This window comes from Gephyromycinifex aptenodytis, assembly GCF_012277275.1.
In the GTDB taxonomy this organism is placed as follows: domain Bacteria; phylum Actinomycetota; class Actinomycetes; order Actinomycetales; family Dermatophilaceae; genus Gephyromycinifex; species Gephyromycinifex aptenodytis.
Genome location: NZ_CP051155.1, coordinates 256,013 through 270,944 on the forward strand (window position 1 = coordinate 256,013; position 14,932 = coordinate 270,944).

13 protein-coding genes are annotated in these 14,932 nt (G+C 67.4%); 7 read left to right on the forward strand and 6 right to left on the reverse strand.

Annotated features, from left to right (window positions below; genetic code table 11):
• Positions 1-100 precede the first annotated feature (100 nt).
• The 4 genes from G9V96_RS01075 to G9V96_RS01090 form a co-directional block, all read right to left on the reverse strand.
• A complete protein-coding gene (locus G9V96_RS01075; RefSeq protein ID WP_168581377.1) occupies positions 101-2,212 on the reverse strand; it encodes a 3-hydroxyacyl-CoA dehydrogenase NAD-binding domain-containing protein in 2,112 nt (703 codons plus the stop codon).
• A gap of 3 nt (positions 2,213-2,215) precedes the next feature.
• Positions 2,216-3,451 carry a thiolase family protein gene (locus tag G9V96_RS01080; RefSeq protein ID WP_168581378.1) on the reverse strand — a complete coding sequence of 412 codons (1,236 nt, stop codon included), beginning with the start codon at positions 3,449-3,451 and terminating at the stop codon, positions 2,216-2,218.
• Positions 3,452-3,742: 291 nt separating this feature from the next.
• On the reverse strand, positions 3,743-5,317 hold the full coding sequence (locus tag G9V96_RS01085) for an HRDC domain-containing protein (RefSeq protein ID WP_168581379.1): 1,575 nt from the start codon (positions 5,315-5,317) through the stop codon (positions 3,743-3,745).
• 10 nt (positions 5,318-5,327) lie between these two features.
• Positions 5,328-5,918: a DUF3000 domain-containing protein gene (locus tag G9V96_RS01090; RefSeq protein WP_168581380.1), complete on the reverse strand. Its 591-nt coding sequence runs from the start codon at positions 5,916-5,918 to the stop codon at positions 5,328-5,330.
• Between the two features lie 71 nt (positions 5,919-5,989).
• On the opposite strand from G9V96_RS01090, the gene hemE reads away from it, so the two are divergent.
• From hemE to hemQ, 3 genes are all read left to right on the forward strand, one after another.
• Positions 5,990-7,036: a uroporphyrinogen decarboxylase gene (hemE, locus tag G9V96_RS01095; protein ID WP_168581381.1), complete on the forward strand. Its 1,047-nt coding sequence runs from the start codon at positions 5,990-5,992 to the stop codon at positions 7,034-7,036.
• Positions 7,037-7,137: 101 nt separating this feature from the next.
• Positions 7,138-8,454: a cation:proton antiporter gene (locus G9V96_RS01100; RefSeq protein WP_168581382.1), complete on the forward strand. Its 1,317-nt coding sequence runs from the start codon at positions 7,138-7,140 to the stop codon at positions 8,452-8,454.
• 11 nt (positions 8,455-8,465) lie between these two features.
• Positions 8,466-9,176: a hydrogen peroxide-dependent heme synthase gene (hemQ, locus tag G9V96_RS01105; protein WP_168581383.1), complete on the forward strand. Its 711-nt coding sequence runs from the start codon at positions 8,466-8,468 to the stop codon at positions 9,174-9,176.
• 54 nt (positions 9,177-9,230) lie between these two features.
• On the opposite strand, the gene msrB is transcribed toward hemQ, so the two are convergent.
• Positions 9,231-9,647: a peptide-methionine (R)-S-oxide reductase MsrB gene (gene msrB, locus G9V96_RS01110; protein ID WP_168581384.1), complete on the reverse strand. Its 417-nt coding sequence runs from the start codon at positions 9,645-9,647 to the stop codon at positions 9,231-9,233.
• Positions 9,648-9,731: 84 nt separating this feature from the next.
• Between msrB and ligD the strand changes: the two genes are divergently transcribed.
• Together ligD and G9V96_RS01120 are read left to right on the forward strand one after the other, a co-directional pair.
• On the forward strand, positions 9,732-10,775 hold the full coding sequence (gene ligD, locus G9V96_RS01115) for a non-homologous end-joining DNA ligase (RefSeq protein WP_168581385.1): 1,044 nt from the start codon (positions 9,732-9,734) through the stop codon (positions 10,773-10,775).
• Between the two features lie 74 nt (positions 10,776-10,849).
• Positions 10,850-11,629, forward strand: a complete 780-nt coding sequence (locus tag G9V96_RS01120) for a pentapeptide repeat-containing protein (RefSeq protein WP_168581386.1) — start codon at positions 10,850-10,852, stop codon at positions 11,627-11,629.
• Here the strand turns inward: G9V96_RS01120 and G9V96_RS01125 are convergent.
• A complete protein-coding gene (locus tag G9V96_RS01125; protein ID WP_168581387.1) occupies positions 11,619-12,680 on the reverse strand; it encodes an ATP-dependent DNA ligase in 1,062 nt (353 codons plus the stop codon). The two genes, G9V96_RS01120 and G9V96_RS01125, sit on opposite strands and share 11 nt — an antisense overlap.
• Positions 12,681-12,767: 87 nt before the next feature.
• On the opposite strand from G9V96_RS01125, the gene G9V96_RS01130 reads away from it, so the two are divergent.
• Both G9V96_RS01130 and G9V96_RS01135 read left to right on the forward strand, forming a co-directional pair.
• Positions 12,768-14,003, forward strand: a complete 1,236-nt coding sequence (locus G9V96_RS01130) for an alpha/beta hydrolase (RefSeq protein WP_168581388.1) — start codon at positions 12,768-12,770, stop codon at positions 14,001-14,003.
• 11 nt (positions 14,004-14,014) lie between these two features.
• Positions 14,015-14,890 carry a polyphosphate kinase 2 family protein gene (locus G9V96_RS01135; RefSeq protein WP_168581389.1) on the forward strand — a complete coding sequence of 292 codons (876 nt, stop codon included), beginning with the start codon at positions 14,015-14,017 and terminating at the stop codon, positions 14,888-14,890.
• The last annotated feature ends 42 nt before the right edge of the window (positions 14,891-14,932 follow it).

Consider the following 14,932-nt stretch of genomic DNA (forward strand, 5'->3'; position numbering starts at 1 on the left):
GAACGCGGGGGCCTGGATGAGCTATCCAGACCCCCGCGTCACTTTTTTACCGGCCGCGGAGCCCTTCAGAGGGTCCTGCCGGAGCGGCCGTCTTCGTGCGTCAGGCGGGCACGCTCGCGGCACCCGGGGGCAGGAAGAGCCCACCCGCGGCCGATTGGGCGATACCGCTGCGGTCCAGCAGTGGCGTCAGGCCGCCGTTCCAGAACTGGAACCCGGCGCCGGTGATCATGGCCAGATCGATGTCCATCGGGGCCTGCGCCACGCCCTCGTCGAGCATGATCCGAGCCTCCTGCGCCAGCCCAGCCAGCACCCTCTCGCGCACCTGCTCGGCGGTGAGCACCTCACTGGCCTCGCCCTCGGCGTAGATGGCGGCGACCTCGGGGTCGATGACCTGGTTGCCCTCGACCTGGGTGTAGTAGGAGGCCTTCTTGGACTCCACCACCTTGCGCAGCTTCTCCGAGACGTAGAAACGCTCCGGGAACGCCTTGGCCAGCGTCTCGTTGTTGTGCAACGCGATCGCGGGACCGACCAGGCCCATGAGCTCGAACGGAGCCATCGGGGAGATGCCGGCGAAACCGGCGTCGGCAACCTCGATGGGCGTGCCGGCATCAACGATGCGCGCCATGTCGCTCATGAACCGGCCCAGGAGACGGTTGACGATGAAGGAGGGTGAATCCTTCACCAGAACCGTCGTCTTCTTCAGCTTCCGCCCGGTGGCGAAGGCTGTAGCCAGGGTGGCGTCGTCGGTCTGTTCGCCCTTGATGATCTCCAGCAGCGGCATGACGGCCACTGGGTTGAAGAAGTGGAACCCCACGACACGTTCGGGGTTCTTCAGCTCTGAAGCCATCTCGGTGATCGACAGCGATGAGGTGTTGGTCGCCAGGATGCACTCCGGGGAGACAACCGCTTCCACCTCGGCGAAGACCGTCTTCTTGACGCTCATCTCCTCGAAGACCGCCTCGATGACGAACTCGGCGTCGGCCATGCCGTCCTTGCTCGTCGAGCCGGAGATGAGGCCCTTGTACCGGTTGGCCTTGTCGGGGTTCAGCCGACCCTTGGCCGCCAGTTTGTCGATCTCGGCGTGCACGTAGGCCACGCCCTTGTCGACGCGGCCCTGGTCGAGGTCGGTCATCAGGACGGGGCATTCCAGGCGTCGGATGAACAGCAGCGCCAACTGGCTGGCCATCAGACCTGCTCCGACGACGCCGACCTTGGTGATCTTGCGGGCCAACGAGCGGTCCGGAGCTCCGGCGGGACGCTTCGCCCGACGCTGCACCAGGTCGAAGGAGTACAGCCCGGCGCGCAGCTCGTCGCCCATGAGCAGGTCACCGAGGGCTTCGTTCTCGGCCTCGAAACCCTCTTCCATCGTGGTCGTGCGCGCGGCCGAGAGCAGATCAAGGGCGCGGTAGGGCGAAGGCGAATACCCACCGGTGCGGGCATCGGCGAGCTTGCGGCCGGCGGCGATAGCGGCCTCCCATTTCGCTTCGTCGCGGTCGACCTCGGGGCGCTGCACCCGTTCGCCGGCCACGACGCGCGCGGCCCAGCGCAACGACTGGGTGAGGAAATCCGCAGCGTCGAACACCTGGTCAAAGAGGCCGAGCTGGGCAGCCTTGACACCGGGCAGCATCCGGTTCTGGCTGAGGGGGTTCTCCACGACCAGGGTGATGGCCTTTTCGATGCCGATCAAGTTCGGCACCAACCAGCAGCCGCCCCAGCCGGGCACGAGGCCGAGGAAGACCTCGGGCAGTGCGATGGCGGGTACATCGGAAGAGACGGTGCGGTAGGCGCAGTTCAGTGCGATCTCGACACCGCCGCCCATCGCTGCTCCGTTGACGAACGCGAAACTGGGTACGCCGAGGTTGCCGAACTTGGCGAAGACATCATGGCCCAGCGAGGCGATCGCCCTGGCCTGCTCGCGCCGGGTCACCTTGGTGACGCCGGTGAGGTCGGCGCCGACGGCGAAGATGTAAGGCTTGCCGGTGACACCGACCGCGACGATCTCACCGGCGGCAGCCCGCTGGGTGAGGTCGTCGAGGACTTCGCCCAGGCCGGTGAGGGTCGCTGGGCCCAGCGTGTTGGGCTTGGTGTGGTCGTGGCCGTTGTCCAGGGTGATCAGGGCCATGGTGCCCGCCTCACCCGGCAGTTCGACGTCGCGGACGAGGGCCTTGGTGACGACCTCATCGGGGAAGAGAGACTGGAAGTCGACGCTCATTCCTCAGGCCTCCTTCGTGGTAGCAGCGCCGGGACCCGGCACGTAGTCGGGGTGGTGCGGGTTCTCCCAGATCACTGCTGCACCCATGCCGATGCCGATGCACATCGCGGCCATGCCGTAGCGCACGTCCGGATTCTGCTCGAACTGGCGCGCCAGGTTGTTGAACAGGCGCACACCGGAGGAGGCCAGCGGGTGTCCGACGGCGATAGCTCCGCCGTAGGGGTTGACATTGGGGGAGTCGTCGGGGATGCCGAAGTGGTCCAAGAAGGCGAGCACCTGGACGGCGAACGCTTCGTTGAGCTCGAACAAGCCGATGTCCTCGATGGACAGCCCGCTCAGTCGCAGCGCCTTCTCTGCCGCCGGGACCGGTCCGTAACCCATGACCTCGGGTTCGCACCCGATGAAGGCGTAACCGACCAGGCGCATCTTGGTCTGCAGCCCCAGATCCGCGGCCGCCTGCTCGGAGGCCAGGATGCACGCGGTGGCGCCGTCGTTGAGTCCGGCGCTGTTACCGGCGGTCACCCGCCCGTGCGGACGGAACGGCGTCTTCAGGGCGGCCAAAGCCTCCATCGTCACGCCCGGGCGGGGCGGCTCGTCCTTGGTAGCCAAGCCCCAACCCAGTTCGGCGGTGCGAATGGCGACCGGAACGAGGTCGGGCTGGATGTCGCCACGCTCGTAAGCGGCGAACGTCTTCTCCTGCGATGCCTTGGCGAAGGCGTCGCAGCGCTCCTTGGTCAGCTGCGGGAAGCGGTCGTGCAGGTTCTCGGCCGTGTTCCCCATGGACAGCGCCTCGGGGTCGACGATCTTCTCGGAGATGATCCGCGGGTTGGGGTCGATGCCCTCACCCATCGGGTGGCGCCCCATGTGCTCCACGCCACCGGCGATGGCGACGTCGATGGCGCCGAAGGCGATCGAGCCTGCCGCCGTTGTGGTGGCGGTAAGAGCGCCGGCGCACATGCGGTCGACCGAGTAACCCGGGGTGGTCTGGGGGAGCCCCGCGAGGAGGGCTGCCAATCGACCCAAGGTCAGGCCCTGGTCGCCGATCTGGGTGGTGGCAGCGATCGCCACCTCTTCGATGCGCTCCGGCGGAAGATCGGGGTTGCGGCGGAGGAGTTCTCGGATACAGGCGACGACGAGGTCGTCTGCCCGAGTCTGGGCGTAAAGGCCCTTATCTGACGCCTTGCCGAACGGGGTACGGACCCCGTCGACGAAGACGACTTCCTGGCGGGCTGGGGACACGGACGGCCTCCCTGGTTGAGCGGCATGCGGTCATGCCTGAAGTCGGTGATGCCGGGATATTACTGACCGGTACGCCCTATTGTCGCCCACCCAGCCACCGGATGGACGCCTCGATTCGCTCGATTCTGTGATGAAAAACAAGTAGCGCCCACGGCTGCCCGACCGTCACCGGCGTGCAGAAGGCCTAGGTTTGACAGCCGTGTTCTCGGCTGCGGGCGCCCGGGCGGGGCGGCTCGGGTCCCGCTCCTCGGTTGTGAGGACCGGCCTGTCGGGGGCGGCTTTGGGCGCAGCTCAGGCGTGGTCGCGGCAAGCGCGGGCGATGATCGGAGCGGCGATGCCGCGCTGCCAGGCCCGGGCGCCGCCTGCTTGCAGAGCCGTGTCTATGACTGCTTCGTCGGTGCCCGGGGGATTCCAGAGCACGCGGCGCAGCAGATCGGGTGTGAGAAGGTTCTCCACCGGCACATGGCGGTCTTCGGCGAACTGCATGAGTTCGGCCCGAGCCTGGGTCAACCGGGCGGCCGCGATCGGGTCCCGATCTGCCCAGGCTCGTTGCGGCGGCGGCCCGTCGCTGGGCAGCGACGTCACCGGCAACTGCTCCTCGGGTAGTTCGGCAGCGCGCTGCACCGCGGCAAGCCACTCCCGCTGATGACGGCGTACTGCCTTCTGGGTACTGACCTTGGTGAGCTGCTCCGGAGTGCTGGGCGTGGCCTGGCCGATCGCCAGCAGGGTCGCATCGGGCAGGATCCGCCCGGGGGAGATGTCGCGCTGTCGGGCGATGTCGTCGCGGGCGTACCAAAGCTCGCGGATCACGGCGATGGCGCGCCGCGAGCGCATCTTGTGCAGCCCGGAGGTGCGGCGCCACGGGTCCACTCGCACGGGCGGGCCGGAGAAGTGGGTGAGGGCGGCGAACTCTTCCAACGCCCACTCGAGTTTGCCCTGGCGGGCCAGGTCCTCGCGGGTGGCTTCCCGTAACTCGGCGAGCAGTTCCACGTCCAAGGTGGCGTACCTGAGCCAGGGTTCCGGCAGCGGCCGGGTCGACCAGTCGACGGCCGAATGCTCCTTCGCCAAGGAGTATCCGAGGTAGTGCTCGATGACCGCGGCAAGTCCCACCCGGGGCAAACCGGCCAGGCGCGCACCCAGTTCAGTGTCGAACAGCGAATGCGGGACCATGCCGACTTCACGCAGGCAGGGCAGGTCTTGGGTGGCGGCGTGCAGAATCCACTCCACATCCGCGGTGGCCTCGCTGATAGGGGACAGATCCGGGCAGCCGACCGGGTCGATGAGCCAGGTGCCGGCGCCTTCGCGGCGCAGTTGGACCAGGTAGGCGCGCTGTCCGTAGCGGTAGCCGGAGGCGCGTTCGGCGTCCACGGCAAGCGGTCCGGTGCCGGCGCGAAGGGCCTGCGCCGCCGCCATCAGCGCATGTTCCTCCTGCACGACCTCGGGCACCCCGTCACGAGGCGCTGTCAACGGGATGGCCGGGGGATTGGCTTCGGCTTCGGCCTCCCCTGCCCCCGCAACCGAATCGGGCTCTGCGCCGGTCTCGGACCCCTCGGGGACCCCTGGCGACTCGGGTGTCTCGGCCGCTTCTTCGGGTGCCGCTGCGTTGGGGGTCTCACCTGGGTGCCCGGTGGCGTCCGGCGCCGACGCTTGGGTAGGCAGGGCGCCAGGGCTGTGTTGTTGTTCGCGGTGCTGCCTCGGGGCGCGCGCTGCGGGCCCCGGCTCTGAGCTGCTGTCGTCGCCATCATGGTCAGGCGCGATGGCGCTCGGTTGCCTCTGGGCTGGTTGCGTCTGCACCGGCGCTGCGGCCCCGGTCGGCTCCGCCCCTGGGGGAGTCGGCACGGCGAAGGGGTTGGTGAGGTAAGACATCGTCTCGAGCCTACCGGCGTGTGCTGGGCAGAGCGGTGACGCCCTCAGGTAAAGGGGGCAGGCCCGCGACGGTGCACATCAGATCCGTCCATACCCGTAGGTGTTCTGGCAGATCATCCCCATCCGGCGTCCAGGAGGCGCGAACCTCCATCTCGACCGAGGGCTCGGTATCGCCCAGGGCGCCGAAGCTCTCCGAGACCACCCGGGTGACCGTGCCGCCGAGGGCATGGTGGGCGGCGCCGCTGCTGTGTAGGGAATCGGTGAGCCACGACCAGCCGACCTCACCCAAAAGCGGATCCCCGGCCAACTCCGGCTCCAACACCGCACGGGTGAAGGAGACGATGCGCCAGGTACCCTCCCAGGCTTCGGGCGCCGACGGGTCGTGCAAGATGATGAACCGTCCCGAGGCCGGGGGCTCGGCATCCTCCTCGGCCAGTGTCGGTATGATTTCCGCGCTGAGCGCCGCACTGTGCGGAGCGATCCGCTGCGGCGCGGGTATCTCGGTGATGACGACTTCGGGGCGCAGCCGTACGCGGGCAAGCCCCGCCACGGCCTCGACAAATTCGATCGAGGTCCCTCGGTGCGCGCCGCGGCTGGTCACGTCCCGCAATCTAAACGCCGCGGGCGCACTGGGTTAGCTCCCACGCCGGTAGCGCATGCGAAGATCAATCGGTGAGCAGCCTTGAGACGACGCCCGCGCCCGAGCGCAGCAGCCTGGTACGTGCCGCCCGAGGCGAGCAGGTCGCGACACCGCCGGTCTGGTTCATGCGGCAGGCCGGGCGGTCACTGCCGGAATATCGGCAGGTCCGTGAGGGCATCGCCATGCTCGATGCCTGCCGCCGCCCCGAGCTGGTGGCCGAGATCACCCTGCAGCCGGTGCGCCGTCACGGTGTGGACGCGGCCATCTTCTTCAGCGACATCGTGGTGCCGTTGGCGGCAGTCGGGGTCGACCTGGACATCACCCCGGGCATCGGCCCGGTCGTTGCTGAGCCCTTCCGCTCCCGCGCCGACCTTGACCGGCTCCCGCTGTTGACTCCCGAGCATGTCCCGGACATCACCGAGGCCATTCAGTTGTTGGTGCGCGAGTTGGGCCCCACGCCACTCATCGGGTTCGCGGGCGCTCCGTTCACCCTGGCCAGTTACCTCGTCGAGGGCGGCCCGAGCCGCAACCACGAACACACCAAAGCGCTCATGCACGGCGACCCGCAACTGTGGCACGACCTGTGCGAACGTCTCGCGGCGATCGCGGGGGCCTTCCTGCAGGTTCAGGTGGATGCCGGTGCCAGCGCTGTGCAGCTGTTCGACTCCTGGGTGGGGGCGCTGCCGCGGGTGGACTACGAGCGCTTCGTCATGCAGCACTCTGCCCAGGCACTGGCCGCAGTGGCCGGTCGAGTGCCGCGCATCCACTTCGGAGTCGGCACCGGTGAACTTCTCGGTTCGATGGCCCAAGCCGGCACCGAGGTGATCGGCGTGGACTTCCGGGTGCCCTTGGAGGAGGCCGTGCAACGCACCGGGGGCAAGTTCGCCGTTCAAGGCAACCTCGACCCGGCGCTGTTGTTCGCGCCGTGGCCGGTCATCGAAGAAGCGGTGCGGGCCATTGTGAGCGCGGGACGCACCGCCCCCGGGCACATCTTCAACCTCGGTCACGGGGTGCCGCCCAACACCGACCCCGGCGTCCTTACCCGGGTGGTCGAACTGGTGCATTCGCTGGCCGAATAGCCGCCGCCGCCAGGCGCAGGGCGGGGTGTAACACACCCGCTCACTTCAGCGGCGCTTCGCCCCCTGTGCTGCGCCAGCAGCGGGTTTGCGATTCTGCTGGGATGGACGCCAATGCTCTCTACCTCGTGGTCGGGGTTGCCCTGCTGCTGGCAGTGGTGCTGCCGACGCTCCTGGAGAGAGTTGCTCTCTCGGCTCCGATGGTGCTCGTCGGCACCGGCCTGGCGGTCAGTTATCTGCCTGTCTTCGGCGGGGAATGGGTCTCGCCCTTGGCACATCCAGCCGTCACCGAACGGGCCGCAGAACTGTGCGTGATCGTGGCGCTGATGGGCGTCGGTCTGGCTATCGATCGTCCGCTGGCGGCGACCCGTGCCTCGCTGCGAGCGTGGCGTTCAACCTGGTCGTTGCTGCTCATCGCGATGCCGCTGTGCATCGCCTGCGTCGCTCTGCTGGGTTGGTGGGCGATGGGCATCACGCCAGCGGCTGCGCTGCTGTTGGGGGCCTCGCTGGCCCCGACCGACCCGGTGCTGGCCGCCGACGTGCAGGTCTCGGGTCCCACCGCGGCCCAGGACGAACCGATCGACGAGCAGGACGAGGTGCGTTTCGCGCTGACCTCAGAGGGGGGCCTGAACGACGCGCTGGCCTTCCCGTTCGTCTATGCCGCGATCTATCTCATCCAGAAGGGGCCAATCCAGCAGTGGTGGTTGGAATGGCTGTCCTGGGAGCTGTTCGGCAAGGTGCTGATCGGGCTGTTCATCGGCTACATCAGCGGCTGGCTGATCGGGGCGCTGTCCTTCCGCAGTCGCAGTTCGGTGTTGCGGTTCGCCGAGCAGGGCGAACCGCTGGTGGCTCTGTCCGCCACCCTGGGGGTGTACGGACTGACCGAATTGATCGGGGGCTGGGGGTTCCTGGCCGTCTTCGTCGCGGCGCTGCGGCTTCGGGCGGTGGAACGCAATAACCGCTACCACGCGGTCATGCACGAGATGGTCGAGCGGCTGGAGCGGCTCCTGACGTTGTTGCTGCTACTGATGCTTGGGCTGGCGCTGGGGGAGGGCCTCTTGGCCTACTTGCCGTGGCAGGGTGCCCTGGTGGGTCTGGCCCTCATCTTCATCATCCGGCCGGCGACCGCCTGGCTGGCCCTGGGGCGTCAGAGCAACACCGATACCCAGGGGGACCAGTGCCTGGGTCCGCGCGAGCGGATCGTGACGGCGTTCTTCGGTGTGCGAGGGATCGGGTCGGTGTACTACCTCGCCTACGCCCTTCAGCGCGCTGATTTTCCGCATGCGGAGGTGCTGTGGTCGGTGGTGGGTTTCACGATCCTGGTCTCGGTGATCGTGCACGGCATCAGCGCGACACCGGTCATGCACTGGCTGGAACGGATCCGGGAACGCCCCGACGTTGAAGAGCCCGGCCGCATGTGAACAATGGGGACATGACGAGTCCGAGCCATGCCAGCCGTGTCCGCGCCATCAACGAATCGATCCGCTACGCGATGTGGTCGGTCTTCCAGGTGAGCACGCCGCTGCCCAAAGACGAGGCGCAGCGAGGCGAACTCGCCCAGGAACTCACGGACTTCCTGGCGGCACTTCCCGAGCAGGGCGTGGAAGTGCGAGGCCTCTACGACGTCGCGGGGCTGCGCGCTGACGCCGAATTGATGATCTGGTGGCACTCCGAGCGCATCGAACAGGTTCAAAGCGCCTATCGGGGGCTGCGCCAGACCCGGTTGGGTGCCTACCTGCGCCCGGTGTGGTCGGTGGCCGCACTGCACCGGCCCGCCGAGTTCAACAAGGGGCACATCCCAGCCTTCATGAGCGGGGAAGAAGCGCGCGACTACGTGTGCGTGTACCCGTTCGTGCGTTCCTTCGACTGGTATGTCCTGCCCGAGGCCGAACGGCGCGACATGCTCGTCGAGCACGGCCAGATGGCCCGGCCTTACCAGGAGGTGCGCGCCAACACGATCGCCAGCTTCGCCCTGAACGACTACGAGTGGGTGCTGGCCTTCGAATCCAATGAGCTCCACAAGATCGTGGACCTGATGCGCGAGTTGCGGGCCTCCAAGGCGCGTCTGCACGTGCGTGAAGAGACCCCCTTCTACACCGGCCCGCGCGTGGAACCGGCCGCGCTCATCGCCGGACTGCCGTGATCCAGGCGTGCCCGGCGTACCGCTTCTGCGGGGCGCCGGGCACGTTCGGGCTGCTTAGGACTTTTCGGTCAGGGTGAGGCAGACGGAGTTGATGCAATAGCGCTCGTCGGTGGGGGTGTCATAGCCCTCGCCTTCGAAGACGTGGCCGAGGTGAGAGCCGCAGGAGGCACACCGCACCTCGACACGCTTCATGCCCAGGGTGCGATCTTCGATGTACTCCACGGCGTCGCCGGCGAGCGGGGCGTAAAAGCTGGGCCAACCGCAGTGCGACCCGAACTTCGTGTCGCTGCGGAACAGCTCAGCCCCGCAGGCCCGGCAGGAGTAGATGCCTTCGGTCGTGGTATCGGTGTACTCACCGACGAACGGGCGTTCGGTGCCGCCTTTGCGAAGTACCGCGTACTCCGCCGGGGATAGCAGTTCCCGCCACTCTTCTTCGGTGCGCTGAACCGGATATGTGCGCTGCGATTCCATGCCGGTGTCAACACCGATGCGCCCGCGATGGTTCCCAGCGTGCGCGGCCGAGCGCTGAAAACAGCTGAACCGTAGGCTGAGAACATGGCTACCGACGCGCTGATCCTCACGCTTCCTGGTCCTGAGGACGTGGCGCGCACAGTGCGCTTGAGCAGCCCCGACAAGGCGATCTGGCCCGCCCACGACGGCAACCCGGCGATCACCAAGAAAGACCTCGTGGATTATCTGCTTGCCGTCGCCGACCCCTTTCTGGCAGCGGTGGGCGGGCGACCGGTGACCTTGCAGCGATTCCGGGGCGGGATCAGCGGCGAAGAGTTCTACAGCAAGAACCCGCCCAAAGGCACCCCGGAGTGGTTCCGAAGCGTCAGTTGCACCTACCCCTCGGGGCGACGCCACCCGCAATTGGTCATCGATGAGATCGCTTCGGCGGTGTGGGCGGTCCAGATGAGCACCGTGACCTTCCACCCGTGGCCGGTGCGCGCCGAAGCCCCTGACCTTGTCGACGAGGTGCGCATCGACCTCGACCCGCAACCGGAACGTTCCTTCGCCGATGTGGTGGAGGCGGCCGGTGTGCTGGGTGAGCTGATGCGCGAGCTGGGTCTGCAGCCGTGGCCCAAGACCAGCGGGAACCGGGGCGTGCACGTCTACGCGCGCGTGCAACCCACCCACGAGTTCCTCGACGTGCGGCACGCCGTGATCGGCATCGCCCGCGAGCTCGAGCGCCGACTGCCGGACCTGGTAACGACGCAGTGGTGGAAGGAGAACCGGGGCGAGAAGATCTTCGTGGACTTCAACCAGGCCAACCGGGACCGCACCATCGCCTCCGCCTACAGTCCCCGCCCGCTACCCGGCGCCCCGGTCTCGACCCCGCTGAGCTGGGAAGAATTGATAGGCGCCGATCCGGCCTCGTTCACCATCCGCACTGTGCCCGCCCTGCTGCGGGAGCGGGGTGATGCCTGGCGCGGGATGGATGAGGCCCCCGGACACATTGAGAAGGCGCTGCAGCTGTGGGAGGCCGATGTGCAGGCCGGTCTGCCGGAGCTGCCTTTCCCTCCCGAGTACCCGAAGATGCCGGGGGAGCCGCCGCGGGTGCAGCCCAGCAAAATGAACGCGAAGAACTGGGGATGATGGCGGCAGGCAGGTTCGTCCTGACTTGAGGACTAGGGTGATGCCAGCCACTGCCACCCCTCGATGGTGAGGACATGCTCAACTCCCGTACCCGCTTGAGCCCCACCCGCGCTGCCCGTCGTGTGTCACCGAACACCCGCGGGTGGATCGTGGTGGCGCTGGTGAGCGTGCTCGTGGTGGGTTTGCTGTGGAGTGCTTTTGCCACGGTGCGCCGGGCCGAGCAGGCCCTGCAGGTAGCTCAGGAGGCCCGCGGCCAGGCCCACGCGGCCCAAGCCGCCGCCCAGGAAGCCCAACGCAGCAGCCGCGCTGAGGTGTTCACCGGTGCCACCCGAAGCCTGGGCGCCGCTGACATCGAGGAACGGCTCGGGGCTGTTCACACGCTGCACGCGCTGGCTACCACGGCAGGGCCGCAGTCCTCGGCGGCCTGCGAGACGCTGACCAGCTTTGTGCAACGGCGCGCGCCGGCGATGAAAGCCCCCGTGGGCCCGGACATCACCACCGCGTTGAGCGCGTTGGCCCGCGACTGCCACGGAGCGCGGCGCTTCACCGGGTTGGACCTGTCCGGTGCCGACTTCAATGACGGCGCACTGCGGGGGATGAGCCTACGATCCTGCAACCTGAGCAAAGCGCGGTTGCGCTCGGCCGACCTTTCCGGTGCCCGCTTCGTCGGCACCTCCCTGGCAGGGGCCGACCTGCGCTATGCCGACCTGAGGGGCGCGACGCTGTACGCAGTCGATCTCAGCGGTGCCAAGTTGGCGGCAGCCCGCCTGGACGGGGTGCGCTACGACAAGGCGACCACGTGGCCGAACGGATTCACGCCACCGGCACCGGCTGAGGACACCGCTACTTCGTAAGGACCTGCCCGAGGTCGTAGGCGGGGGCCACCTCGATCTGGGCCAAGGTGCACGAGGCCGGGTCTCGGTCTGGACGCCAGCGCAAGAAGGTCACGGCGTGTCGGAATCGGCGTCCTTCGAGCTGATCGAACGCCACTTCCACGACGCGCTCAGGGCGCAGCGGTACGAAGCTGACGTCCTTGTTGCCGGAGAAGCGAGAACGATCCGTGGCGGCGGCGCGGGGGCTGCCGTCCTCTTCGCGCACGACGAGGTCCTCTAGTTCGGTGATGAGCTCCAGTCGGCGCTGGGCGGTGAAGGCTGCGATGCCCCCGACTCCGAGCAGAGCGCCCTGCTCGTCATACAACCCCAGCAGCAATGAACCCACGCCTTGCCCGGATTTGTGCACCCGGTACCCGATGAGCACCGCCTCGGCGGTGCGTTTGTGCTTGATCTTCAGCATCGTGCGTTTGCCCGGGGTGTAAACGCCGCTGCGGGCCTTTGCCACGACACCGTCTAGGCCTGCACCTTCAAAGCGCTCAAACCAGTCCTGAGCTTCCCGGAGGCTGTCGGTAGCGCGCGTCAGGTGGATCGGTGCCTGCTCATCGATCCCGCTCAGTGCCTCCTGCAGCTTGCTGCGGCGCTGGGCGAACGGTCGCTCCAGCAGCGACTCATCACCCAGGACGAGCAGGTCGAAGGCGACGATCTCGGCGGGGGTCTCGGCCGAAAGTCTGCTGATTCGGGAAGCTGCCGGGTGGATGCGTTGGGAGAGCGCCTCCCAGTCCAGACGTTGGGCGCCGGGGGATCCGGTGCGCACGATGATCTCGGTATCCAGCACGATTCGCGGCGGCAGATGCTGACGCACGGCCTCCACCAGCTCCGGAAAGTAGCGGGTCAGTGGTTTCTTGCCGCGGCTTGCCAATTCGATCTCGTCGCCGTCGCGCAGGACCAGACAACGGAACCCGTCCCACTTCGGTTCATAGACGTAGCCTCCCGGCACGGACTCAGGGTCTGGAAGGTCCGGAACGGATTTGGCGAGCATCGGGGAGATGGGTAGATCCACGGGCAGTTCCATGAACGCATTCTGCCTGTCCGGCTCGCCGACCAGCCGCCCCCGCCGCGCTACCCGTCAGTCACACCCCGCCCCTGTCACCATGGGGGAGTGGGTGCACGCAGAGATCTCCGCAAGGCTGCCCTGGTCGCCGCCATCGCCGGTGGCGCGATCGGCCTCGCCGGTTCGGCCGGTTCCATCGGCGCGGGGGTGTACTTCGCCCGCGTTCTGCTCACCCCGGAATGCCACCGCCCGGATAACACCGTCCTGCTCGCGGTGCACACCGACCGCGTCCTGTTGCGTCTGGACGCCGAGACGCGGGTTCCCGGACGGTATGGCCTGTGGCTGGACCAGGGGCGAGAACACATTCGCGTCGGGCAGATCCTGGCCATCGACGAGCGCGCCGGCACGGTGGAGCGAGAACTGCTCGGCATCGACTTCGGGGTGCCCGCGCCGGGACCTGGCCGCTGGAGTGGGCATTACTACCCCAACCGGCCCGACGTCTCCCTGCAGTTGCCCACCTACGAGGTCGGCATTTACGGCGAATTGGGGGAATTGCCGTCTTGGGTGATCCCCGGTGCGGGGACGGCTGCCGGCCCACAACCGCCCCGAGGCGGGCGCTGGGCGGTCTTGGTGCATGGCCGCGGCGCGACCCGCGAGGAGTGCCTGCGAGCGGTTCCGGTGCTGCACCGCCTCGGGATCACCTGCCTGATCCCCTCCTACCGCAATGACGGGACCGCACCGCCGAGCACCGACGGGCTGTACGGGCTGGGACTGACGGAGTGGCGCGACATCGATGCCGCACTGCGGTATGCCCTGGAGGCGGGGGCGAACGACCTGACCCTGTTCGGTTGGTCGATGGGCGGCGGCATCGTGCTGCAGACTTTGGCGCGCTCGCAGGTCGCGACCAGTGTTGATCGTGTGGTGTTGGATGCCCCGGTCATCGATTGGTCGCGGGTGATCGAGCATCACGCGAGGCTGCGCCACATCCCTCCAGGGCTGGGCACGATCGTGCAGATGCTGCTGCGGGCGCGCTGGTCTTACGGGCTTATCGGCGCTGGGGAACCGATCGACATCGCCTCCACCCGCTGGCAGCACCGGGCGCGCGAGCTAGCACACCCGATCCTGCTCATCCACTCATGCGATGACGATTTCGTTCCCGTCGGTCCGTCCCTGGAGCTGGCGGTGGCACGTCCTGACCTGGTGCGATTCGAGGCATGGCAGCACGCCCGGCATGTCAAGGAGTGGAACGTGGACCCGCAGCGCTGGGAAGAAGTGGTGGCCGATTTCGTTGGCTCCCCGGGCCGGGTCGCCAGTGTGCTTGCACTACGCCGGGGTGACGGGTGACACCATGGGGTATGCCTTCTTCAAAAAAAGCGCACAAAGCCGCAGCCGCTCTGCCGGAATCGATCGTTGAGGCTACCCGCGTCGGCGATGACTTCAAGCTTGCTGACGTCGACCCGCACGGCACTCCGGGATTCGCCGGGGACAAAGCTCTGGGGACCGAGTTGCTGGCTGAGTCCGCCGACGAGATTTCCGAGCTGCAGGAGCGTCTCTACGCCGAAGCTCGCGGAGAGAACCCGCGCAGTCTGCTGCTGGTCATCCAGGGGATGGACACCTCGGGTAAGGGCGGCATCATGCGCCATGTCGTTGGGTTACTGGATCCCCAGGGCGTGGATCTGACGGCGTTCAAGCAGCCCACCGCCGAGGAGAAACGCCACCCGTTCCTGTGGCGCATCCGCAAGGCGCTGCCCCGTCCCGGCCAGATCGGGGTGTTCGATCGTTCCCATTACGAGGACGTCCTGGTCGTGCGGGTGAACGACCTGGTGCCGGCTTCGACGTGGAAACGACGCTTCGGCCAGATCCGCAGTTTCGAGTCCAAACTCGCCGACTCGGGGACCCGCATCGTGAAGGTGATGCTGCACGTCAGTAAGGAAGAGCAGGGCGAACGTTTGGCTGAGCGTCTGGACCGACCGGACAAGCACTGGAAGTACAACCCGGGTGACATCGACGAACGTCGCAAGTGGGAGGCCTACCAGGAGGCTTACCAGGAGGCGTTGGTCAAGACCTCGACCGATCAGGCGCCGTGGTTCGTCGTACCGGCTGACCGTAAATGGTTCGCCCGGCTCGCCGTTCAACAGATCCTCCTGGAAACGCTGCGCGAGATGGACCCGCAGTGGCCCGCAGTCGATCTGGATGTGGCAGCCGAGAAGAAGCGCCTGGCTGACAGCTGAACCGTTTGGGTCGGTGCGACCGGCTGAAACTGGCCGATGACT